Source organism: Pseudomonas sp. zfem001 (assembly GCF_032621725.1).
GTDB lineage: Bacteria > Pseudomonadota > Gammaproteobacteria > Pseudomonadales > Pseudomonadaceae > Aquipseudomonas > Aquipseudomonas sediminis.
Genome location: NZ_JAVYJI010000008.1, coordinates 53,663 through 75,989, shown reverse-complemented (window position 1 = coordinate 75,989; position 22,327 = coordinate 53,663). Strand labels below are relative to the sequence as shown.

The 22,327-nt window shown below is 60.2% G+C and carries 20 protein-coding genes and 2 tRNA genes; 19 read left to right on the top strand and 3 right to left on the bottom strand.

The window, feature by feature from the left end:
- Positions 1-67: 67 nt before the first annotated feature.
- Positions 68-586 (bottom strand): outer membrane protein assembly factor BamE, encoded by a 519-nt coding sequence (locus RTH74_RS22430; RefSeq protein WP_316916106.1) that lies wholly within the window; start codon positions 584-586, stop codon positions 68-70.
- A 94-nt stretch (positions 587-680) separates the two neighbouring features.
- Between RTH74_RS22430 and fur the strand changes: the two genes are divergently transcribed.
- Complete coding sequence (gene fur, locus RTH74_RS22425) at positions 681-1,085, top strand: ferric iron uptake transcriptional regulator (protein ID WP_003240531.1); 405 nt, start codon at positions 681-683, stop codon at positions 1,083-1,085.
- 105 nt (positions 1,086-1,190) lie between these two features.
- On the opposite strand, the gene recN is transcribed toward fur, so the two are convergent.
- Positions 1,191-2,867: a DNA repair protein RecN gene (gene recN / locus RTH74_RS22420; protein WP_316916105.1), complete on the bottom strand. Its 1,677-nt coding sequence runs from the start codon at positions 2,865-2,867 to the stop codon at positions 1,191-1,193.
- A gap of 158 nt (positions 2,868-3,025) precedes the next feature.
- Here recN and grpE point away from each other — a divergent pair, with 158 nt between their 5' ends.
- The 8 genes from grpE (at position 3,026) to RTH74_RS22380 (ending at position 13,211) form a co-directional block, all read left to right on the top strand.
- Entirely contained in the window at positions 3,026-3,595 is a 570-nt protein-coding gene (gene grpE, locus RTH74_RS22415) for a nucleotide exchange factor GrpE (protein WP_099526111.1), read from the top strand.
- Between the two features lie 99 nt (positions 3,596-3,694).
- Positions 3,695-5,611, top strand: coding sequence for a molecular chaperone DnaK (gene dnaK, locus RTH74_RS22410; protein WP_099526110.1), 1,917 nt, complete (start codon positions 3,695-3,697; stop codon positions 5,609-5,611).
- A gap of 135 nt (positions 5,612-5,746) precedes the next feature.
- Positions 5,747-6,874 carry a molecular chaperone DnaJ gene (dnaJ, locus tag RTH74_RS22405; protein ID WP_316916104.1) on the top strand — a complete coding sequence of 376 codons (1,128 nt, stop codon included), beginning with the start codon at positions 5,747-5,749 and terminating at the stop codon, positions 6,872-6,874.
- Between the two features lie 45 nt (positions 6,875-6,919).
- Positions 6,920-7,723, top strand: coding sequence for a 4-hydroxy-tetrahydrodipicolinate reductase (gene dapB / locus RTH74_RS22400; RefSeq protein WP_316916103.1), 804 nt, complete (start codon positions 6,920-6,922; stop codon positions 7,721-7,723).
- Positions 7,724-7,913: 190 nt separating this feature from the next.
- Positions 7,914-9,062: a glutamine-hydrolyzing carbamoyl-phosphate synthase small subunit gene (gene carA, locus RTH74_RS22395; protein ID WP_256832984.1), complete on the top strand. Its 1,149-nt coding sequence runs from the start codon at positions 7,914-7,916 to the stop codon at positions 9,060-9,062.
- Between the two features lie 36 nt (positions 9,063-9,098).
- Complete coding sequence (gene carB / locus RTH74_RS22390) at positions 9,099-12,320, top strand: carbamoyl-phosphate synthase large subunit (RefSeq protein WP_296234307.1); 3,222 nt, start codon at positions 9,099-9,101, stop codon at positions 12,318-12,320.
- Positions 12,317-12,793: a transcription elongation factor GreA gene (greA, locus tag RTH74_RS22385; RefSeq protein WP_099526106.1), complete on the top strand. Its 477-nt coding sequence runs from the start codon at positions 12,317-12,319 to the stop codon at positions 12,791-12,793. Before carB ends, greA begins: the two co-directional genes overlap by 4 nt.
- Entirely contained in the window at positions 12,771-13,211 is a 441-nt protein-coding gene (locus RTH74_RS22380; protein WP_316916102.1) for a DUF4149 domain-containing protein, read from the top strand. Before greA ends, RTH74_RS22380 begins: the two co-directional genes overlap by 23 nt.
- Positions 13,212-13,283: 72 nt before the next feature.
- Here the strand turns inward: RTH74_RS22380 and yhbY are convergent, their stop codons facing one another.
- Complete coding sequence (gene yhbY, locus RTH74_RS22375; RefSeq protein WP_017675336.1) at positions 13,284-13,595, bottom strand: ribosome assembly RNA-binding protein YhbY; 312 nt, start codon at positions 13,593-13,595, stop codon at positions 13,284-13,286.
- A 90-nt stretch (positions 13,596-13,685) separates the two neighbouring features.
- Between yhbY and rlmE the strand changes: the two genes are divergently transcribed.
- From rlmE to nusA, 10 genes are all read left to right on the top strand, one after another.
- Positions 13,686-14,309 (top strand): 23S rRNA (uridine(2552)-2'-O)-methyltransferase RlmE, encoded by a 624-nt coding sequence (rlmE, locus tag RTH74_RS22370; RefSeq protein WP_099526104.1) that lies wholly within the window; start codon positions 13,686-13,688, stop codon positions 14,307-14,309.
- Between the two features lie 171 nt (positions 14,310-14,480).
- Complete coding sequence (gene ftsH, locus RTH74_RS22365) at positions 14,481-16,394, top strand: ATP-dependent zinc metalloprotease FtsH (protein WP_106735383.1); 1,914 nt, start codon at positions 14,481-14,483, stop codon at positions 16,392-16,394.
- 8 nt (positions 16,395-16,402) lie between these two features.
- Positions 16,403-17,254, top strand: a complete 852-nt coding sequence (folP, locus tag RTH74_RS22360) for a dihydropteroate synthase (protein ID WP_316916101.1) — start codon at positions 16,403-16,405, stop codon at positions 17,252-17,254.
- A gap of 13 nt (positions 17,255-17,267) precedes the next feature.
- Positions 17,268-18,605: a phosphoglucosamine mutase gene (glmM, locus tag RTH74_RS22355; protein WP_099526101.1), complete on the top strand. Its 1,338-nt coding sequence runs from the start codon at positions 17,268-17,270 to the stop codon at positions 18,603-18,605.
- Positions 18,606-18,670: 65 nt separating this feature from the next.
- Complete coding sequence (gene tpiA / locus RTH74_RS22350) at positions 18,671-19,426, top strand: triose-phosphate isomerase (protein WP_316916100.1); 756 nt, start codon at positions 18,671-18,673, stop codon at positions 19,424-19,426.
- Between the two features lie 3 nt (positions 19,427-19,429).
- Entirely contained in the window at positions 19,430-19,807 is a 378-nt protein-coding gene (gene secG, locus RTH74_RS22345) for a preprotein translocase subunit SecG (RefSeq protein ID WP_125835137.1), read from the top strand.
- 7 nt (positions 19,808-19,814) lie between these two features.
- Positions 19,815-19,900, top strand: a tRNA-Leu gene (locus RTH74_RS22340).
- Between the two features lie 97 nt (positions 19,901-19,997).
- Positions 19,998-20,074 (top strand) — tRNA-Met (locus RTH74_RS22335).
- A gap of 129 nt (positions 20,075-20,203) precedes the next feature.
- On the top strand, positions 20,204-20,662 hold the full coding sequence (rimP, locus tag RTH74_RS22330; protein ID WP_099526098.1) for a ribosome maturation factor RimP: 459 nt from the start codon (positions 20,204-20,206) through the stop codon (positions 20,660-20,662).
- A gap of 160 nt (positions 20,663-20,822) precedes the next feature.
- Positions 20,823-22,304, top strand: coding sequence for a transcription termination factor NusA (nusA, locus tag RTH74_RS22325; RefSeq protein ID WP_099526097.1), 1,482 nt, complete (start codon positions 20,823-20,825; stop codon positions 22,302-22,304).
- Positions 22,305-22,327 lie beyond the last annotated feature (23 nt).

Genomic DNA, 22,327 nt, shown 5'->3' with positions numbered 1-22,327 from the left:
GGTAGGCTAGCCAGGCGCCAGATGCGAAAAAGCCCGGATTCGGTCCGGGCTTTTTAGTGTCCGCGTATTACTGCGGATCGGTGTCCAGCGGCTCAGGCGTCGGCACCGGGACGGTTTCGACCTGATCCACCTCGCGCTGGATCTGCTCCAGCAACGAGCCGGGCGCTGGCGGCGTTTCATCCTGCGGTTTGGCTTGCGGCTGGGCACTGCTGGTGTCGCCACCTTCGCCCATGATCGCCTGGTCACGGCTTACGCCGGGCATGAAGTCGCCGGCTAGGCCAACCAGTTGGTCGCTGCCGTCGAACACCAGGCTGACGCGTTCCTGCAGGCGCTGACGGCCGCCAGGCTGGATGCTGTACAGATAATCCCAGCGATCGGCATGGAAGGTGTCGGTGATCAGCGGGTTACCCATGATAAACCGCACTTGGCGTCGGGTCATTCCCGGGCGCAGCTGGTCTATCATGTCCTGTGTCACGACATTGCCCTGTTGAATGTCGATCTTGTAAACCCCGGGGAATGAACAACCGGCGAGTGCGAAGAGCCCGGTCAGCGACAGGCTGGTCAGCAAGAGCTTGGTTTTTTGCATCGGAGGGTGACTTCCACTATCTTGGGCAACTTGAACCCCGGATCATACCCGTATTGAAGGGTGCTGCGAAGCAGCATCCATGAGAAAGCAGACCATGGTTGAAAATAACGAACTGCGCAAAGCTGGACTGAAGGTGACTCTGCCACGAGTCAAAATCCTGCAAATGCTGGATAACGCCGAGCACCGCCACATGAGCGCGGAGGATGTCTATAAGGCGCTGATGGAGGCCGGTGAAGACGTTGGCCTGGCCACCGTATACCGCGTCCTGACTCAGTTCGAGGCCGCTGGCCTGGTGGTGCGTCACAACTTCGATGGCGGCCATGCCGTATTCGAACTGGCTGACAGCGGCCATCACGACCATATGGTCTGCGTCGACTCCGGCGAAGTGATCGAATTTTTCGACGCCGAGATTGAGAAGCGCCAGAAGGAAATCGTCAAGGAGCACGGTTTCGAGCTGGTTGACCACAACCTGGTGCTGTACGTGCGCAAGAAGAGCTGATTCTTCTGCGGCAATTAAAAAGGTGACCCTCGGGTCGCCTTTTTGCTTTGCCATGGTCCGGTTGTAATCCGAGGGTTTCCGGATTGCGTCCGCGCTAAGCGTGTCTCACGCCGCCTGGGCGCTGGTGACCATCTTGCGCGCATGAGCCAGGGATTCCTCGGTCAGGTCGACGCCACCGAGCATGCGAGCGATCTCTTCGACGCGGCCGCTCTCGTCCAGCTTGCTCACTGCGGTAGAGGTGGCGTCTTCGCCGCGGCGTTTGTGCACGAACAGATGTTGATGGCCCTGCGCGGCGACTTGCGGCAAGTGGGTGACGCACAGCACTTGCCCGCGTTCGCCGAGGCGGCGTAACAGCTGGCCGACCACTTCTGCGGTTGGGCCGCCGATACCGACGTCCACTTCGTCGAATACCAGGGTCGGTACGCGCGAGGTCTGTGCGGTTATCACCTGAATCGCCAGGCTGATGCGTGACAGTTCACCGCCAGATGCCACCTTGGCCAGGCCGCGTAGCGGCTGACCAGGGTTGGCGCTTACCAGAAATTCCACTGTCTCCAGGCCGCTTGCGTGTGGTTCTTCGCTGCTCATGGCTTGGAGTTGAATATTGAAGCGACCGCCGGGCATTCCCAGAGCCTGCATTTCCTGCTCTACGGCTGCGGCCAGGCGCTCGGCAGCATTGCTGCGCAGTGTGCTGAGCTCGGCTGCTTTTTCCTGGTAGTGGCGCTCATAAGCCGCCAGCTCCTCGGCCAGGCGTTCGCTGGCCTGATCGTCGGCATTCAGGCCTTCGAGCTCATCGAACAACTGCTGCTGCAAAGCGGCCAGTTCGGCTGGTTGAATACGGTGCTTGCGGGCCAGGGTGTAGATGGTGTCCAGGCGCTCTTCGAGAAACTGCTGGCGCTCGGGGTCGGCGTCGAAGTGGTCGAGGAAGCGGTTCAATTCGCCGACGGCTTCCTCCACCTGGATCTGCGCACTGGCCAACAAGTTGCTGGCTTCGTTCAAGGTGCCGCCCTGACCGCCAAAGGCGCCCAAGCGGTTGAGGCTGGCGGTTAGCGCCGACAGCACGTTGCCGGCATCGCTTTCGCTGCACAAATCCAGTACCTGGCGACAGGCAGCGAGCAGCGCTTCAGCATTGCTCAGCGCCTTGTGCTCCTGTTCCAGTTGCTCCAGCTCGTTCTCGCCGAGGGCGAGGTTTTCCAGTTCTTCGAGCTGGTAGCTGAGCAACTGGTGGCGAGCGCGCTGCTCGTTGCTCTGGCTGGAGATGCGCTCAAGTTCGTTGCGCGTCTGCTTCCAACGTTGCGCTGCGAGTTGCACCTGGCGCGCGAGGTCCTGGCTGCCGGCGTATTCGTCGAGCAGGCGGCGATGGGTGTCGGTCTTGAGCAGCGACTGATGTTCGTGCTGGCTGTGGATATCGATGATCAGTTCGCCAAGGGCCTTGAGATCGGCCTGCGGGCAGGGGCTGCCATTGATATAGCCGCGCGAGCGGCCCTCGGCGGTAATCACCCGGCGCAGGATGCACGGGCCGTCGTTGTCCAGGTCGCGCTCGGCAAGCCAGGTGCGGGCTTCGGGAATGTCCGCCAGATCGAAGCTGGCGAGAATGTCCGCCTTGTCACTGCCTGGGCGCACCACGCCGCTGTCGGCACGATCGCCCAGGCACAGGCCGAGGGCGTCGAGCATGATCGACTTGCCGGCACCGGTCTCGCCGCTGATGGCGCTCATGCCGGCATCCAGCTCAAGATCCAGATGGTCAACGATGGCGTAGTTGTGAATGGACAGGTGCACCAGCATGGCGAACGCTCCCGAATTGATGTCTGGTTATTTATACAGTGTTTTTTCTTTTCCTGGCAATCCTCGTCTATCGCCCCTTGAAAGCTGTGGAATTGACTCCATATAGGCGGCAGGAGCGCGAGCCGGTATCGCGCCAGTTTTTTCGAGAGGAGAAAGGCATGGCTGACGAACAGACCCTGGATACGCAGAATCCCGAAGCGCAGGCAGCGGAAGCTGTAGCGCCGAGTGACGACCTGGCTGCTCGCGTGCAAACGCTGGAAGAGCAACTGGCCGCTGCGCAGGATCAGTCGCTGCGCATGGCTGCCGACCTGCAGAACGTGCGTCGCCGCGCAGAGCAGGATGTGGAAAAGGCGCACAAGTTTGCGCTGGAAAAATTTGCCGGCGACCTGCTGCCGGTAATCGACAGCCTGGAGCGTGGCCTGGAGTTGTCCAGCCCTGACGATGTATCGATCAAGGCCGTGCGTGAAGGCATGCAACTGACCCTCAAGTTGTTCCACGACACGCTCGCTCGCTACAACCTGGAAGCCATCGACCCGCACGGCGCGCCGTTCAACCCGGAGCACCACCAGGCCATGGCCATGGAAGAGAGCATTCATACCGAGCCGAATTCGGTGCTCAAGGTGTTCCAGAAGGGCTATCTGCTTAACGGTCGCCTGCTGCGCCCGGCCATGGTCGTGGTCAGCAAGGCGCCAACCACGCCGCCGCCGAGTATCGACGAGCAGGCTTGAAATCAGCTGTAACGACCCCATTTTTAAGTCAAGCGTTTTAGTGCTGCCGGCGCCTGAGAAACGAGGCGACGGAAAAATCAAAGTTTCGGGAGAACATTCATGGGCAAAATTATCGGTATCGACCTGGGGACCACCAACTCCTGCGTCTCCATTCTGGAAAACGGCAACGTCAAGGTAATCGAGAACGCCGAAGGCGCTCGTACCACGCCGTCCATCATTGCTTATGCCAATGACGGTGAAATCCTCGTTGGTCAGTCGGCCAAGCGTCAGGCGGTGACCAATCCGCACAACACCCTGTATGCGGTGAAGCGTCTGATCGGTCGTCGTTTCGACGAAGAGGTCGTGCAGAAAGACATTCAGATGGTGCCGTACAAGATCGCCAAGGCGGACAACGGTGACGCCTGGGTCGAAGTGAACGGCCAGAAAATGGCACCGCCGCAAATCTCGGCTGAAATTCTCAAGAAGATGAAGAAGACCGCCGAAGACTATCTCGGCGAAGCAGTCACCGAGGCGGTAATCACCGTCCCGGCTTACTTCAACGATAGCCAGCGTCAGGCTACCAAGGATGCTGGTCGCATCGCCGGTCTGGACGTCAAGCGCATCATCAACGAGCCGACTGCGGCCGCGCTGGCCTACGGTATGGACAAGGCCAAGGGCGACCACACCGTGATCGTTTATGACCTGGGTGGCGGTACCTTCGACGTGTCGGTCATCGAGATCGCCGAAGTCGACGGCGAGCACCAGTTCGAAGTGCTGGCTACCAACGGCGACACCTTCCTCGGTGGTGAAGACTTCGACATTCGTCTGATCGATTACCTCGTCGACGAATTCAAGAAAGAAACCGGCATGAACCTCAAGGGTGACCCGCTGGCCATGCAGCGCCTGAAGGAAGCCGCCGAGAAGGCCAAGATCGAGCTGTCCTCGAGCCAGCAGACCGACGTCAACCTGCCGTACATCACTGCAGATGCCACCGGTCCGAAGCACCTGAACGTGAAGATCTCCCGCTCCAAGCTGGAGTCGCTGGTCGAGGATCTGGTGCAGCGCACCATCGAGCCTTGCCGTATCGCGCTGAAAGATGCCGGTGTCGACGTTGGTTCTATCAACGATGTGATTCTGGTCGGTGGTCAGACCCGTATGCCGCTGGTGCAGAAGCTGGTGACCGAGTTCTTCGGCAAGGAACCGCGCAAGGACGTCAACCCGGATGAAGCCGTCGCCATGGGCGCTGCCATTCAGGGCGCCGTTCTGGCCGGTGACGTCAAGGACGTACTGCTGCTGGATGTGTCCCCGCTGACCCTGGGTATCGAAACCATGGGTGGCGTGATGACTGCGCTGATCGAGAAGAACACCACCATCCCGACCAAGAAGTCGCAGGTGTTCTCCACTGCCGATGACAACCAGAGCGCCGTGACCATTCACGTGCTGCAGGGTGAGCGCAAGCAGGCCGCACAGAACAAGTCGCTGGGCAAGTTCGACCTGGCCGAGATTCCGCCGGCTCCGCGTGGCGTGCCGCAGATCGAAGTGACCTTCGACATCGACGCCAATGGCATCCTGCACGTGTCCGCCAAGGACAAGGCCACCGGCAAGCAGCAGTCCATCGTGATCAAGGCCAACTCCGGCCTGTCCGATGACGAAATCGAGCGTATGGTGCGTGACGCCGAGGCCAACGCCGAGGAAGACCGCAAGTTCGAAGAGCTGGCCACGGCACGTAACCAGGGCGATCAGCTGGTGCACGCCACCCGCAAGATGCTCACCGAAGCAGGCGACAAGGCCACTGCCGACGAGAAGGCGGCCATCGAGAAAGCCATTGGCGAACTGGAAGTGGCTGTGAAAGGCGACGACAAGGAGGCCATCGAAGCCAAGATGAACGCCCTGTCCGAAGCCACTACGCCGCTGGCTCAGAAGATGTATGCCGAGCAGCCGCAGGGCGGCGCCGCCCAGGCTGACGCTGGCGACGCCAAGGATGCCGGTGACGACGTGGTCGACGCTGAGTTCGAAGAGGTCAAGGAGAACAAGTAAGGGATGCGGCCTGCTCGGCAGGCCGCCTCTTCTTTACGCTCCACCGTCGCTCGCGACGGGCAGGATTCGCCGCGCGGGAGCCTTCTCCCGCGTCGGCGTATCTGGAGCTCACGAATCTGAGAGTGCAGCACAACTATGGCAAAACGTGACTATTACGAGATCCTGGGGGTCGAGCGCGGTGCTAGCGAAGCCGAGCTGAAGAAGGCCTATCGGCGCCTGGCGATGAAATATCACCCGGACCGCAACCCGGACGACAAAGACACCGAAGAGAAATTCAAGGAGGCCAACGAGGCCTACGAAGTACTTTCTGATGCGGCCAAGCGTTCGGCTTACGACCAATACGGCCACGCCGGGGTCGACCCGCAGATGGGTGGCGGTGGTGGCGCCGGTTTCGGCGGCGCCAACTTCTCCGATATCTTCGGGGATGTGTTCAGCGACTTCTTCGGCGGTGCTCGCGGCGGTTCGCGTGGCGGCGCCCAGCGCGGCTCGGATCTGCGCTACACCCTTGAGCTGGATCTGGAAGAAGCGGTACGCGGCACCACCGTGACCATCCGCGTGCCGACCCTGGTCGGTTGCAAGACCTGCGATGGCTCGGGTGCCAAGAAGGGCACCAGCCCGGTCACCTGTACCACGTGCGGTGGCATTGGTCAGGTGCGCATGCAGCAGGGTTTCTTCTCTGTACAGCAGACCTGCCCGCGCTGTCATGGCAGCGGCAAGATGATCACCGACCCGTGCGGCAGCTGTCATGGCCAGGGGCGCGTGGAAGAAAGCAAGACCCTGTCGGTCAAAGTGCCGCCAGGTGTCGATACCGGTGACCGCATTCGTCTGTCTGGCGAGGGTGAGGCCGGTACCCATGGCGGCCCGGCTGGTGACCTGTATGTGGTGGTCAACGTCCGTGAGCATGCGATCTTCCAGCGTGACGGCAAGCATCTGTACTGCGAAGTGCCGATCAGCTTTGCCGATGCGGCGCTGGGTGGCGAGCTGGAAGTGCCGACCCTCGATGGTCGGGTCAAGCTGAAGATCCCGGAAGGTACTCAGACCGGCAAGCTGTTCCGCCTGCGTGGCAAGGGAGTGGCTCCTGTGCGTGGTGGTGCGGCTGGCGATCTGATGTGCCGGGTGGCGGTGGAAACGCCGGTCAACCTGAACAAGCGTCAGCGCGAGCTGCTCGAGGAGTTCCGCAAGTCGCTGCAGGGTGACGATTCCCACTCGCCCAAGGCCAGTGGCTGGTTCGAAGGCGTGAAGCGCTTCTTCGGCGACGTTTAATCGCAACGCCCCGGTGATGCCGGGGCGACAACTTGGAGCTGATGTATGCAACGTATTGCAGTGATGGGCGCCGCCGGGCGTATGGGCAAGACCCTGATCGAGGCCGTCAGTCGGGCCGAGGGTGCTAAGCTCAGTGCCGCCATCGACCGTGCTGACAGCAGCCTGGTCGGTGCTGATGCCGGTGAGCTGGTTGGTCTGGGCAAGATCGGGGTAACCCTGGCAGGCGACCTGAGCGCCGTGATCGATGATTTCGATGTGCTGATCGACTTCACTCACCCGTCGGTGACGCTGAAGAACCTGGAAGTCTGCCGCCAGGCGGGCAAGGCCATGGTCATCGGCACCACGGGCTTCACGCCAGAAGAGAAGCAGCAGCTTAGCGAAGCGGCCAAGCAGATCCCTATCGTTTTCGCCGCCAACTTCAGTGTTGGCGTCAACCTGTGCCTGAAGCTGCTCGATACCGCAGCTCGCGTATTGGGTGATGACGTGGATATCGAGATCATCGAAGCCCACCATCGGCACAAGGTCGATGCGCCGTCCGGCACCGCGCTGCGCATGGGCGAAGTGGTTGCCGATGCATTGGGGCGTGATCTGCAGAAGGTCGCCGTCTACGGTCGTGAAGGTCAGACCGGTGCGCGTGAGCGTGAAACCATTGGTTTCGCCACCGTGCGTGCCGGTGATGTGGTGGGTGATCACACCGTGTTGTTCGCCGCCGACGGCGAGCGCGTAGAGATCACGCACAAGGCCTCCAGCCGCATGACTTTCGCCAAGGGCGCAGTGCGTTCTGCGCTGTGGCTGCAGCAGCGTTCGCCGGCGCTGTACGACATGCAGGACGTGTTGGGCCTGCGTTGATGTGAATGTGTGACTGAGGCGTCTTATCGGGTGGACCGAAAAAGGGTTTTCCTGTAAGCTTCCTGTTTTAGTGTGTCCACTAAAAGTTACGCAGAATGGCTCAAATAAAAAAGCGGGATGACCTTCACACGTCATCCCGCTTTTTTACAACCTGCGTTTGCTTCAAGCCTTGATCGAGACGGAGGTCTTCTTGACTAAGCCAGCCCCCAAACCTGCCATTTTGGCCCTTGCTGACGGCAGCATTTTTCGCGGCGATTCCATCGGGGCCGATGGCCAGACGATTGGAGAGGTGGTGTTCAACACCGCCATGACCGGCTATCAGGAAATCCTTACCGATCCATCCTATGCCCAGCAGATCGTTACCCTGACTTACCCGCACATCGGCAACACCGGCACCACGCCGGAAGATGCCGAGTCCAACCGCGTATGGGCCGCTGGCCTGATCATCCGTGACCTGCCGCTGATCTCCAGCAACTGGCGCGACAAGCAGCCGCTGGACGAGTACCTGAAAGCCAACGGCACCGTCGCCATCGCCGGTATCGATACTCGCCGCCTGACTCGCATCCTGCGCGAAAAAGGTTCGCAGAACGGCTGCATTCTGGTCGGTGACGACGCCACCGAAGAGAAAGCACTGGAGCTGGCGCGCAGCTTCCCGGGCCTCAAGGGCATGGACCTGGCCAAGGTAGTCAGCTGCACCGAGCGCTACGAGTGGCGCGAAAGCACCTGGAATCTGAAGGACGATAGCCACCCGGAAATCCCGGCCAGCGAACTGCCTTATCATGTGGTCGCCTACGACTACGGCGTGAAGCTGAACATCCTGCGCATGCTGGTCGAGCGTGGCTGCCGCCTGACCGTGGTGCCGGCGCAAACTCCGGCCAGCGACGTGCTGGCGCTCAATCCTGATGGCGTGTTCCTGTCTAACGGCCCTGGCGATCCCGAGCCTTGCGACTACGCGATCCAGGCGATCAAGGACGTGCTGGAAACCGATATCCCGGTATTCGGCATCTGCCTCGGCCACCAGCTGCTGGCCCTGGCCTCTGGCGCCAAGACCCTGAAAATGGGCCATGGCCACCACGGTGCCAACCACCCGGTACAGGATCTCGACAGCGGCGTGGTGATGATCACCAGCCAGAACCACGGTTTCGCCGTGGACGAAAGCAGCCTGCCGAGCAATGTGCGCGCGATTCACAAGTCGCTGTTCGACGGCACCCTGCAGGGCATCGAGCGTACCGACAAGGACGCCTTCAGCTTCCAGGGTCACCCCGAGGCGAGCCCCGGCCCGCACGACGTGGCGCCGCTGTTCGACCGCTTCATCGAAGCCATGGCCAAGCGCCGTTAAGCCCCGCCGACTGACCCAAGGATTCGAGTAACCGCTATGCCAAAACGTACAGACATCAAAAGCATCCTGATCCTCGGTGCTGGCCCCATCGTCATCGGCCAGGCCTGTGAGTTCGACTACTCCGGCGCCCAGGCCTGTAAGGCGCTGAAGGAAGAAGGGTTCCGCGTCATCCTGGTGAACTCCAACCCGGCCACCATCATGACTGACCCGTCGATGGCCGACGCCACCTATATCGAGCCGATCAAGTGGGCCACCGTGGCCAAGATCATCGAGAAGGAGCGCCCCGACGCCCTGCTGCCGACCATGGGTGGCCAGACCGCACTGAACTGCGCGCTGGACCTGGAGCGTCACGGCGTGCTGGAAAAGTTCGGCGTCGAGATGATCGGTGCCAACGCCGACACCATCGACAAGGCTGAAGACCGTTCGCGCTTCGACAAGGCGATGAAAGACATCGGCCTGGCTTGCCCGGTATCCGGCATTGCCCACAGCATGGAAGACGCTTACGGCGTCCTCGAAAAAGTCGGCTTCCCGTGCATCATCCGTCCGTCCTTCACCATGGGTGGCACCGGTGGTGGTATCGCCTACAACCGTGAAGAGTTCGAGGAAATCTGCGCCCGTGGTCTCGACCTGTCGCCGACCAGCGAGCTGCTGATCGACGAGTCGCTGATCGGCTGGAAGGAATACGAGATGGAGGTGGTCCGTGACAAGAAGGACAACTGCATCATCGTCTGCTCCATCGAGAACTTCGATCCGATGGGCGTGCACACCGGTGACTCGATCACCGTTGCCCCTGCTCAGACGCTGACCGACAAGGAATACCAGATCCTGCGTAACGCCTCGCTGGCGGTACTGCGTGAGATCGGCGTGGAAACCGGTGGCTCCAACGTGCAGTTCGGCATCTGCCCGAACACCGGTCGTATGGTCGTCATCGAAATGAACCCGCGTGTATCGCGCAGCTCGGCGCTGGCTTCCAAGGCCACCGGCTTCCCGATCGCCAAGATCGCCGCCAAGCTGGCTGTCGGTTACACCCTCGACGAGCTGAGCAACGACATCACTGGCGGTCGTACCCCGGCGTCGTTCGAGCCGGCCATCGACTATGTGGTAACCAAGGTTCCGCGCTTCGCCTTCGAGAAATTCCCGAAAGCCGACGCCCGCCTGACCACTCAGATGAAGTCTGTGGGCGAGGTCATGGCCATCGGCCGTACCTTCCAGGAATCCATGCAGAAAGCCCTGCGCGGTCTGGAAGTCGGCGTTGCCGGCTTCGATCCGAAGCTCGACCTGAACGACCCGGAGGCTGAAAGTACTCTGCGTCGCGAGCTGACCGTGCCCAGCGCCGACCGTATCTGGTACGTGGCTGATGCCTTCCGCGCCGGCAAGACCGTCGCCGAAGTGTTCGAGCTGACCCGTATCGACGAGTGGTTCCTGGTGCAGATCGAAGATCTGATCAAGGACGAAGCGACCGTGGAGACCCTGGGGCTGTCGGCTATCGACCGCGACCTGATGTTCAAGCTCAAGCGCAAGGGCTTCTCCGATGCGCGCCTGGCCAAGCTGCTGGGTGTTTCCGAGAAGAGCCTGCGTGCTCATCGCCACAAGCTGAAAGTGCTGCCGGTGTACAAGCGTGTGGACACCTGCGCCGCCGAATTCGCCACCGACACCGCCTACATGTATTCGACCTACGAGGAAGAGTGCGAGGCCAATCCGTCGAGCCGCGAGAAGATCATGATTCTCGGTGGTGGCCCCAACCGTATCGGCCAAGGCATCGAGTTCGACTACTGCTGCGTGCACGCTGCGCTGGCAATGCGTGAAGACGGTTACGAGACCATCATGGTCAACTGCAACCCGGAAACCGTCTCCACCGACTACGACACCTCCGATCGCCTGTACTTCGAGCCGGTGACCCTGGAAGACGTGCTGGAAATCGTCCGTGTCGAGCAGCCGAAAGGCGTCATCGTCCAGTACGGCGGCCAGACCCCGCTGAAGATCTGCCGCGCTCTGGAAGAAGCGGGCGTTCCGATCATCGGCACCAGCCCTGAGGCCATCGACCGCGCCGAAGACCGCGAGCGCTTCCAGCAGATGGTGCAGCGCCTGAACCTGCGTCAGCCGGCCAACGCCACTGCGCGCAGCGAAGATGAAGCCCTGGCTCTGTCGAAGAACATCGGTTACCCAATGGTGGTGCGTCCGTCCTACGTACTGGGCGGCCGGGCGATGGAAATCGTCTACCAGGAAGAAGAGCTCAAACGCTACATGCGCGAAGCGGTGAAGGTCTCCAACGACAGCCCGGTGCTGCTCGATCGCTTCCTCAACTGCGCCATCGAGGTGGACGTGGATGCGGTGTGCGACGGCGAGACCGTAGTGATCGGTGCGATCATGCAGCACATCGAACAGGCTGGCGTGCACTCCGGTGACTCTGCTTGCTCGTTGCCGCCGTACTCGCTGCCGATGCACATCCAGGACGAGATCCGCGAACAGGTCAAGAAAATGGCCCTGGAGCTCGGCGTGGTCGGTCTGATGAACGTACAGATGGCCGTGCAGGGCGAGGACATCTACGTCATCGAAGTGAACCCGCGCGCCTCGCGTACCGTGCCGTTCGTCTCCAAGTGCGTCGGCGAGTCGCTGGCCAAGGTGGCTGCTCGCGTCATGGCCGGCAAGAGCCTGGCCGAAGCGGGTTACAGCGAGGAAATCATCCCGCCGTTCTTCAGCGTCAAGGAAGCGGTGTTCCCCTTCGCCAAGTTCCCGGGTGTCGACCCGATCCTCGGCCCAGAGATGAAATCCACCGGTGAAGTCATGGGTGTCGGCGACACCTTCGGCGAAGCCTTCGCCAAGGCTCAGTTGGGCGCCAGCGAAATCCTGCCGAACTCCGGTTGCGCGTTCATCAGTGTGCGTGAGGACGACAAGCCGGAAGCCGTTCAGGTCGCCCGTGACCTGGTCGCACTGGGCTTCGAGGTGGTCGCCACCGCCGGCACTGCCAAGGTGATCGAGGCTGCCGGCCTGCCGGTACGCCGCGTGAACAAGGTGACCGAAGGCCGTCCGCACGTGGTCGACATGATCAAGAATGACGAAGTCACTCTGATCATCAATACCACCGAGGGGCGTCAGTCCATCGCTGACTCCTACTCGATCCGTCGTAACGCCCTGCAGCACAAGATCTACTGCACCACCACCATCGCGGCGGGGCAGGCGGTCTGTGAAGCGCTCAAGTTCGGTCCCGAGAAGACCGTGCGCCGGCTGCAGGATCTGCATGCAGGAATCAAGGCATGAACAAGTACCCCATGACTGTTCAGGGCGCTCGCGCCCTGGAAGAAGAGCTGGCGCACCTGACCAAGGTGGTGCGTCCGAAACTCAGCCAGGACATCGGTGAAGCCCGCGAGCTGGGCGATCTCAAGGAAAACGCCGAATACCATGCCGCGCGCGAGCAGCAGGGCATGGTCGAGGCGCGTGTGCGTGATATCGAAGGCCGTCTGCAGAACGCAGTGATCATCGACGTCACCAGCATCGAGCACACCGGCAAGGTGATCTTCGGCACCACGGTGGAAATCGCCAACGTCGAGACCGACGAAAGCGTGACCTACCAGATCGTTGGTGAAGACGAAGCCGACATCAAGCAGCGCAAGATCTCCGTCGGCTCACCTATCGCTCGTGCCCTGATCGGCAAGAGCGAGGGTGATGTGGTGGCGGTGCAGACCCCCAGCGGCCTGATCGAGTACGAGATTGTCGAAGTTCGTCATATCTAAACCGCAACAACCGTCGCGGGCGGCTGCCATAAGTTGGCAGCTGGCCCAGACCCTCTGGGTTGGCGGTTTGTGGTTGCTGCAATTCGTCATCCTGCCAGCTATCGGTCAGGTTGGCCTGGCGCCGCTGCTGGTACAGGAGATAGCCACGCGGCTGGTGCCGCTACTGGTCGGTCTGACAGCGGTATGCGTTGCGCTGCAAACTTTTGCCCTGCTGCGCAGTGAAGGTCTGTCGAGTCTGTTGCGGGATATGCGTGGGCAACTGCTGCTGACCGTTGCGGCCATGGTCCTGAGCTACTTTGCTGTGTTGCAGTACTGGCCTGAGGCCGAGTACTGGTTGCGCTTCAGCTATCTGGTGATGGCATTTTGTGGGCTGTTGCTGGTGCTGCAGCCCGTGCCTGGGGCGCCGATCAGGCGCTAACTGCGCTTTCAGGCGCGAATTCATTCGCGATCAGGGCGCGCCGTGCTTGCCCGTGATCGCGATAGAAGCGCCTCAACCCTGGTAACGAATGACGTTGGACAGGTTGCGATTCGGCTTGGGGTTCTTGCGATAGAGCAGGGCGACCTTGCCAATCGACTGGACCAGTTCAGCGCGTCCGCTCTCGCACAGGGCTACAATGGCGGCCTGGCGATCCTCGCGTTCGGTGAGGCGCAGCTGTACCTTGATCAGCTCGTGATCGTTCAGGGCGCGGTCCAGTTCGGCCAGCACGCCCTCGGTCAAACCATTGTCAGCCACGATCAATACAGGTTTCAGGTGGTGGCCGATAGATTTGAATTGTTTCTTCTGCTCTTGAGTGAGCGGCATAATCGTTAGTACCTAGTTCGGTCTGGAAAACGGCGCTTATCTTACCCGAGCCCGCGCAGTTATTCATGACCCGTTGAGTCAGAGGTTTCAGTGGCACGTTCCAAGACCAGCCAGCGTTGGCTGAAAGAACATTTCGACGATCCTTACGTGAAGATGGCGCAGAAGGACGGCTATCGTTCGCGCGCCAGCTACAAGTTGCTGGAAATCCAGGAGAAGGATCGCATCCTGCGCCCAGGCATGACCGTAGTCGATCTCGGCGCGGCACCGGGCGGTTGGTCGCAGGTCACCAGTCGGGTGATTGGCGACAAAGGGCGGCTGATCGCTTCCGACATCCTGGAGATGGACAGCATCCCTGATGTCACCTTCATTCAGGGTGACTTCACCGATGACGCGGTCTTCGCGCAGATTCTCGAAGCCATCGGCGAAAATCCGGTGGACCTTGTTATTTCCGATATGGCCCCCAATATGAGTGGGGTAAGAACCGCCGATCAGGCGCGCGCCATGTATCTGTGCGAGCTGGCGCTGGATCTGGCCGGGCGTGTATTGCGTCCGGGCGGTGATTTTCTGATCAAGATCTTCCAGGGCGAAGGTTTCGACGCTTATCACAAGCAGGTGCGTGAGACGTTCGACAAGGTGCAGATGCGCAAGCCGCTCTCCTCGCGTGATCGCTCCCGTGAACAATATCTGCTGGCGCGTGGCTTTCGCGGGGTGTGATTGAAACTGGTATCGACCATGTCGGTCTCAGTGGCAGAAACCTCATAAAGGGTTACAGACGGCGCCTGCGGGACGCGGGCGTTTGGTGTAAGTTAGTCGGTATATCATTGGTCGTCATGGGAAGCCCGCTTCGCCACGAGGCCTGCTTCAGAGGGTAGCTAATTGAACGACATGGCAAAGAATCTGATCCTGTGGCTGATCATCGCGGCGGTGCTGGTTACCGTGATGAACAACTTCTCCAGTCCGAGCGAGCCGCAGACCCTGAGCTACTCGCAATTCATCGAGCAGGTCAAGGAAGGGCGCGTCGAGCGCGTCACCGTCGACGGCTATGTGATCACTGGTAAGCGTACCGATGGCGAAGGCTTCAAGACCATTCGCCCGGCGATCCAGGACGGCGGCCTGATTGGCGACCTGATCGACAACAACGTGGTCATCGAAGGCAAGCAGCCGGAGCAGCAGAGCATCTGGACTCAACTGCTGGTGGCAAGCTTCCCGATCCTGGTGATCATCGCGGTATTCATGTTCTTCATGCGTCAGATGCAAGGCGGGGCCGGCGGTAAGGGCGGGCCGATGAGCTTTGGTAAGTCCAAGGCGCGCCTGCTTTCCGAGGATCAGGTCAAGACCACCTTTGCTGACGTTGCTGGTTGCGACGAGGCCAAGGAAGAAGTCAGCGAGTTGGTGGAATTCCTCCGCGATCCAGGCAAGTTCCAGCGTCTGGGCGGTCGTATCCCGCGTGGCGTGCTGATGGTCGGCTCGCCAGGTACCGGCAAGACCTTGCTGGCCAAAGCTGTGGCCGGCGAAGCGAAAGTGCCGTTCTTCACCATTTCCGGTTCCGACTTCGTCGAGATGTTCGTGGGTGTGGGTGCTTCCCGCGTTCGCGACATGTTCGATCAGGCCAAGAAGCACGCCCCTTGCATCATCTTCATCGACGAGATCGACGCTGTTGGTCGCCATCGTGGCGCCGGCATGGGCGGCGGTCACGACGAACGTGAGCAGACTCTCAACCAATTGCTGGTGGAGATGGACGGCTTCGAAATGAACGACGGCATTATCGTCATCGCTGCCACCAACCGTCCGGACGTTCTCGATCCTGCGCTGCTGCGTCCTGGGCGCTTTGACCGTCAGGTGGTTGTTGGCCTGCCTGATATCCGCGGTCGCGAGCAGATTCTGAAAGTGCACATGCGTAAAGTGCCTATGGGCGACGACGTCAATCCGGCTGTCATCGCGCGCGGTACTCCGGGCTTCTCCGGTGCTGATCTGGCCAACCTGGTCAACGAAGCTTCTCTGTTCGCTGCTCGTGCCGGTAAGCGCCTGGTAGAAATGAAGGAGTTCGAGCTGGCCAAGGACAAGATCATGATGGGCGCAGAGCGCAAGACCATGGTCATGTCCGACAAAGAGAAGCTCAATACTGCGTTCCACGAGGCGGGGCACGCCATCGTCGGTCGCCTGGTTCCCGAGCATGACCCTGTCTACAAGGTTTCCATTATTCCGCGCGGTCGTGCCTTGGGTGTGACCATGTTCCTGCCGGAAGAAGATCGTTACAGCCTCAGCAAGCGCGCCTTGATCAGCCAGATCTGCTCGCTGTTCGGTGGCCGTATCGCCGAAGAGATGACCTTGGGCTTCGATGGTGTCACCACAGGCGCTTCGAACGACATCATGCGCGCCACCCAGCTGGCCAAGAACATGGTCACCAAGTGGGGCCTGTCCGAGAAGCTGGGCCCGCTGATGTATGCGGAGGAGGAAGGTGAAGTCTTCCTGGGGCGTAGCATGGGCAGTCAGGCCAGCAATGTGTCCGGTGAGACTGCCAAGCAGATCGACGAGGAAGTGCGCCGTATCATCGATGAATGCTACGACACGGCCAAGAAGCTGCTGGTAGAGAACCGTGACAAGCTCGATGCCATGGCCGAAGCGTTGATGAAATATGAAACCATCGACGCTGAGCAGATCGATGACATCATGAATGGTCGCGAGCCCCGTGAGCCGCGCGGCTGGGGTGGTGGTGACGACTCTGGTGCTCCGCAGGCCAAAGTCGACGAGCCAGACCGCTCTGAAAAGCCCATTGGTGGGCCGGCGGCCGAGCACTAAGGTTTCATATGTCTCAAGCGCAACACCCGAGCCGGCTACCCTGTGGTAGCCGGCTTCTTGATTTGTCCCGTCCGCAGGTGATGGGCATCCTCAATGTCACTCCTGATTCTTTTTCTGACGGCGGGCGTTTTACGGCGCGCGCCGCCGCACTGCGTCATGCCGAGCAGATGGTCGCAGCAGGTGCGACACTGATCGATATCGGTGGTGAGTCCACCCGTCCTGGGGCGCGAAGCGTTTCGCCTACTGAGGAGCTGGAGCGGGTTGCGCCAGTTGTCGAAGCCATCGCCCGTGAGCTCGACGTGATCATTTCCGTGGATACCTCGACGCCTGCAGTCATGCGGGAGACGGCAAGGCTGGGCGCTGGGCTGATCAATGATGTGCGCTCGCTGCAGCGTGACGGTGCTCTGGATGCGGCGGCAGATACCGGTCTGCCGGTTTGTCTGATGCATATGCGCGGCGAGCCCGGCAACATGCAGGATGATCCGCAGTATTCGGACATCGTCTCAGAGGTGCATGATTTTCTCGTCGAGCGCATGGCCGCCTGCGCGACGGCCGGTATTCCCGCCGAGCGGATCCTGCTCGATCCGGGCTTTGGTTTTGCCAAGACCCTGGAGCACAATCTCGCCCTGTTCAAGCGCATGGGCGAACTCTCTGCGTTGGGGCGGCCCTTGCTGGTTGGTGTCTCGCGCAAGAGCATGATCGGTAAGGTGCTCGGTCACGAGGTTGGCGATCGCCTCTTCGGTAGTTTGGCATTGGCGGCCCTGGCATTGACCAAGGGCGCACATATTTTGCGTGTGCACGATGTCGCCGAAACGGTAGATGTGGTGCGCATGATCGCTGCGGTTGAAGCGGCGCAATAACAAGGAAAGCGTTATGACTAGAAAATACTTCGGCACCGACGGTATTCGTGGCCGCGTTGGCCAGTTTCCCATTACTCCGGATTTCATGCTCAAGCTCGGCTGGGCCGCTGGCATGGCGTTTCGCAAGCAGGGTAAGTGCCGCATTCTGATCGGCAAGGACACGCGTATTTCTGGCTACATGTTCGAGTCTGCCCTTGAAGCGGGGCTGGCTGCTGCAGGGGCTGACGTGCAACTGCTCGGGCCGATGCCGACGCCGGCCATCGCCTACCTGACACGTACTTTCCAGGCTGATGCCGGTATCGTCATTAGTGCTTCGCACAATCCGCATGACGATAACGGCATCAAATTCTTTTCCAGCGAAGGCACCAAGCTTCCGGATGATGTCGAGCTGATGATCGAAGAGTTGCTCGACCAGCCGATGACCGTGGTCGAGTCTGCCGGGATCGGCAAGGCTTCGCGAATCAACGACGCTTCGGGGCGCTATATCGAGTTCTGCAAGGGCAGCGTGCCCAGCGGCACCAGCTTCAAGGGGCTGAAGATCGTCCTCGATTGCGCTCATGGTGCTGCCTACAAGGTGGCGCCGAGTGTATTCCGCGAGCTGGGTGCAGAGGTTCGGGTCATTTCGGCTCAGCCTGATGGGCTCAATATCAATGATGCTTGTGGCTCTACGCACATCGCGGCGTTGCAGGCTGAAGTGGTCGCACAGCAGGCGGACCTGGGTATTGCCTTCGATGGTGATGCTGATCGCGTGCTGATGGTCGATCAGTACGGTGCGGTGGTCGACGGTGACGAGCTGTTGTTCATCATTGCGCGAGACCTGCAGGAGCGTGATCGTCTGCGCGGCGGTGTGGTCGGCACGTTGATGAGCAATCTGGGGCTGGAGCTGGCTCTGGCAGATCTGAACATCCCATTCGTTCGCGCCAATGTGGGCGATCGCTATGTGATCGCTGAATTGCTGGCGCGCAACTGGCAACTTGGGGGCGAGAACTCTGGGCACCTGGTGTGCTTCCAGCACACCACCACCGGCGATGCGATCATTGCCGCTCTGCAGGTGCTGATGGCGCTCAAGCGTCGTGGCCAGAGTCTGGTCGAGGCGCGCAGCGATCTGAAAAAATGCCCGCAGATATTGGTCAATGTGCGGTTTTCCGGTGCGCTCGACCCGCTCGAGCATCCGTCCGTTAAAGAGGCTTGCGCGCGGGTGACCGAGAGCATGGCAGGGCGCGGTCGCGTACTGCTACGCAAATCTGGCACCGAGCCATTGGTGCGGGTAATGGTCGAGGGTGACGAGGAAAGCTCGGTTCGCGGCTATGCCGATGAATTGGCTAAGATTGTTGCCGAAGTCTGTGCTTGATTGAGCTTGCTACCGAGGGTGCTCTTGGGTAACATCTGCGCCCTCTTTGATCGACGAGGCAAAACATGCGTCGCACCTTAGTCGCCGGTAACTGGAAAATGCACGGTACCCGCGCAAGCGTCGCAGAGCTGATCGAAGGGTTGTGTCGGCAGGTGCTGCCTGCGGATGTAGAGGTTGCAGTGTTTCCTTCCAGTCTGCATATCGCTCAGGTCGTCGAAGGTCTGAGTGGTAAGGCGGTGAAGATTGGGGCGCAGGATTGCGCGGCTCAAGTTGAGCAGGGCGCCTTGACCGGTGAGCTGGCAGTCAGTCAGTTGGTCGATGGTGGTTGTGAGCTGGTGCTGGTTGGTCACTCGGAGCGTCGCCTGATTCTGGGTGAAAGCGATGAAGTGGTCGCACGCAAGTTTGCAGCGGTACAGGCTGCAGGTTTGACTCCCGTGCTCTGTGTTGGTGAAACCCGTGAGCAACGCGAAGCGAATGCAACGCTGGGTGTAGTGGGTGGCCAGTTGGCTGCAGTGATCGATGCGCTAGGTGTCGATGTACTGAAAAACGCCGTAGTGGCCTATGAGCCTGTGTGGGCCATTGGCACCGGGTTGACCGCTACGCCCGAGCAAGCTCAGGAAGTGCATGCGGCGATCCGCGCGCAAGTTGCGCAGCTCGATGCTGATGTCGCGAGTGAGTTGAGAATTCTTTATGGCGGCAGTGTAAAGGCCGCCAGTGCTGTCGAGTTGTTCGGCATGCGGGATATCGATGGGGGGCTCGTAGGTGGTGCCTCTCTGAATGCGGATGAATTCGGTGCGATCTGTCGCGCTGCAGGAAACTGAAGAATGCTGGAAACAGTCATTGTTGTTTTGCACCTGATGGGTGCGATCGGGATTGTAGCGCTGGTGCTGTTGCAGCAGGGTAAGGGCGCTGACGCAGGTGCGTCGTTCGGTTCGGGTGCTTCGGCAACTGTATTCGGAAGCCAAGGTTCCTCTACCTTTCTGAGTAAGTTTACTGGTATACTCGCCGCAGCTTTTTTCATTACCAGCTTGGGTTTAGCGTACTTTGCTAAAGAAAAAGCTGATGCACTGACTCAGGTTGGTCTGCCAGATCCAGCGGTTCTGGAAGTTCAACAAAAACCGGCTGTCGAAGACGTGCCGGTGCTCGAAGAGCAAGCTCCAGCGTCTGATGCTTCGGACGTGCCGGAGGCTCCAGAGCAGTAACAGTTTTGCCGAGGTGGTGGAATTGGTAGACACGCTACCTTGAGGTGGTAGTGGCCATAGGCTGTAGGGGTTCGAGTCCCCTCCTCGGTACCATACTCAAGAAAGCCCGCAGTTCGCGGGCTTTCTTGTTGCTGGAGTGTTTGGTTGACCCTCGCCAGGGGGTGGCCGTATAATTCCGGCCCAGCTTTGACGCGGGGTGGAGCAGTCTGGTAGCTCGTCGGGCTCATAACCCGAAGGTCGTAGGTTCAAATCCTGCCCCCGCAACCAGTTTCAGCAGGCCCCTTTTCAGGGGCTTTTTGTTAGCTGAAAGACAGTGTCCGTTGGTATTCACGGCGGATTGAAGGGATGGGCGTTTCGCCCATTTTTTATTTGCACAGCATGCACGAGGGCCGTTAAGTGTCGAGCAAGCTAGAACAGTTGCAGGCCTTGTTGGCCCCAGTAATCGAGGCGCTCGGTTACCAATGTTGGGGCATCGAGTTCCTGTCGCAGGGGCGTCATTCGCTGCTGCGTGTCTATATCGATAAAGCCGATGGCATCCTCATCGATGATTGTGAAATCGTCAGCCGTCAGCTCAGTGGTGTACTCGATGTCGAGGATCCGATTACCTCGGAGTACACACTGGAAGTTTCTTCTCCTGGCATGGATCGTCCGTTGTTCACCATCGAACAGTTTGCGACGCATGCCGGTGAACAGGTGAAGATCAAGCTGCGTTCGCCTTTCGACGGGCGTCGTAACTTCCAGGGCCTCCTTCGCGGTGTGGAGGAGCAGGACGTGGTAGTTCAGGTGGATGACCACGAGTATCTGTTGCCGATCGACCTGATCGACAAGGCCAATATCATCCCCCGATTTGATTGATATGCGGATTTTGTGGCGCTGCTGAACTGCCGATTTTCGGCGCAGCGCGAGCGACACAGATGGCGCGAAGGTAGCGCGGCAGCTCACGACGATAGCGCCAATGGCGTGAACGTGACGCGGACTGCGCAGAACCAATGGATTGCGAAAGGCGAGGCGTACGATGAGCAAAGAAGTACTGCTGGTTGTTGAGTCGGTATCCAACGAAAAAGGTGTACCGGCCGGCGTGATTTTCGAGGCGCTGGAGCTGGCTCTGGCGACCGCCACCAAGAAACGTTTCGAGGACGAGGTCGACCTGCGTGTGTCGATCAACCGTCAGAACGGTAGCTACGAAACTTTCCGGCGCTGGACCGTGGTCGACGAGTCCGAGTTCGAGGACCCTGCCTACCAGGTGACCGAGGATATGCCGCAGGCCGTTGAGGCCAACGCCAAGATCGGTACCGTGCTCGAAGAGAAGGTCGATTCCATCGAGTTCGGCCGCATCGCCGCGCAAACCGCCAAGCAGGTCATCGTGCAGAAAGTGCGTGAGGCCGAGCGTGCCCAGGTGGTAGACGCCTACCGCGAGCGCCTGGGTGAGATCATCTCCGGCACCGTGAAGAAGGTCACCCGCGACAACGTCATCGTTGACCTGGGTAACAACGCCGAGGCGCTGCTGGCCCGTGAAGACATCATCCCGCGTGAGACTTTCCGCGTTGGTGTGCGTCTTCGTGCCCTGCTCAAGGAAATTCGTACCGAGAACCGCGGCCCGCAGCTGATCCTGTCGCGTACCGCTCCGGAAATGCTGATCGAGCTGTTCCGCATCGAAGTACCGGAAATCGCCGAAGGGCTGATCGACGTCAAGGCCGCCTCCCGTGATCCGGGTTCGCGCGCCAAGATCGCCGTGCGCTCCAAGGACAAGCGTATCGACCCGCAGGGTGCCTGCATCGGTATGCGTGGTTCGCGCGTCCAGGCCGTTTCCGGTGAGCTGGGCGGTGAGCGCGTCGATATCGTGCTGTGGGACGACAACCCCGCGCAGTTCGTCATCAATGCCATGTCGCCGGCTGAAGTGGCTGCGATCATCGTCGATGAAGATGCCCATGCCATGGACATCGCCGTCGGCGAAGACAACCTGGCCCAGGCCATTGGTCGTGGCGGTCAGAACGTGCGTCTTGCCAGTCAATTGACCGGCTGGACCCTGAACGTGATGACCGAAGCGGACATTCAGGCCAAGCAACAGGCAGAAACCGGCGACATCATGCAGTCCTTCATCGACGAGCTGGAAGTCGACGAAGAGCTGGCACAAGTCCTGGTTGAAGAGGGTTTCACCAGTCTCGAAGAGATTGCCTACGTACCCATGGAAGAAATGCTCAGTATCGACGGCTTCGACGAGGAGATCGTCAATGAGCTGCGTGCACGGGCCAAGGATCGTCTGCTGACCAAGGCGATCGCCAACGAGGAGAAGTTGGCCGATGCCCATCCGGCAGATGATTTGCTGGAACTGGAAGGCATGGACAAGGCGCTGGCTCTGGAGCTTGCGCTGCGCGGCGTGATTACCCGTGAAGACCTGGCCGAGCAGTCGATTGACGACCTGCTCGACATCGACGGCATCGACGAAGAGCGTGCCGGCAAGCTGATCATGGCCGCCCGAGCCCATTGGTTCGAATAAGCGGTTGCGGCCTGAGGAGAAAG

Excerpts from the sequence above, each read along its gene's own strand:
- RTH74_RS22430 (WP_316916106.1), bottom strand. The coding sequence starts at position 586 with ATGCAAAAAACCAAGCTCTTGCTGACCAGCCTGTCGCTGACCGGGCTC.
- fur (WP_003240531.1), top strand. The coding sequence starts at position 681 with ATGGTTGAAAATAACGAACTGCGCAAAGCTGGACTGAAGGTGACTCTG.
- recN (WP_316916105.1), bottom strand. The coding sequence starts at position 2,867 with ATGCTGGTGCACCTGTCCATTCACAACTACGCCATCGTTGACCATCTG.
- grpE (WP_099526111.1), top strand. The coding sequence starts at position 3,026 with ATGGCTGACGAACAGACCCTGGATACGCAGAATCCCGAAGCGCAGGCA.
- dnaK (WP_099526110.1), top strand. The coding sequence starts at position 3,695 with ATGGGCAAAATTATCGGTATCGACCTGGGGACCACCAACTCCTGCGTC.
- dnaJ (WP_316916104.1), top strand. The coding sequence starts at position 5,747 with ATGGCAAAACGTGACTATTACGAGATCCTGGGGGTCGAGCGCGGTGCT.
- dapB (WP_316916103.1), top strand. The coding sequence starts at position 6,920 with ATGCAACGTATTGCAGTGATGGGCGCCGCCGGGCGTATGGGCAAGACC.
- carB (WP_296234307.1), top strand. The coding sequence starts at position 9,099 with ATGCCAAAACGTACAGACATCAAAAGCATCCTGATCCTCGGTGCTGGC.
- greA (WP_099526106.1), top strand. The coding sequence starts at position 12,317 with ATGAACAAGTACCCCATGACTGTTCAGGGCGCTCGCGCCCTGGAAGAA.
- yhbY (WP_017675336.1), bottom strand. The coding sequence starts at position 13,595 with ATGCCGCTCACTCAAGAGCAGAAGAAACAATTCAAATCTATCGGCCAC.
- ftsH (WP_106735383.1), top strand. The coding sequence starts at position 14,481 with ATGGCAAAGAATCTGATCCTGTGGCTGATCATCGCGGCGGTGCTGGTT.
- folP (WP_316916101.1), top strand. The coding sequence starts at position 16,403 with ATGTCTCAAGCGCAACACCCGAGCCGGCTACCCTGTGGTAGCCGGCTT.
- glmM (WP_099526101.1), top strand. The coding sequence starts at position 17,268 with ATGACTAGAAAATACTTCGGCACCGACGGTATTCGTGGCCGCGTTGGC.
- tpiA (WP_316916100.1), top strand. The coding sequence starts at position 18,671 with ATGCGTCGCACCTTAGTCGCCGGTAACTGGAAAATGCACGGTACCCGC.
- secG (WP_125835137.1), top strand. The coding sequence starts at position 19,430 with ATGCTGGAAACAGTCATTGTTGTTTTGCACCTGATGGGTGCGATCGGG.
- nusA (WP_099526097.1), top strand. The coding sequence starts at position 20,823 with ATGAGCAAAGAAGTACTGCTGGTTGTTGAGTCGGTATCCAACGAAAAA.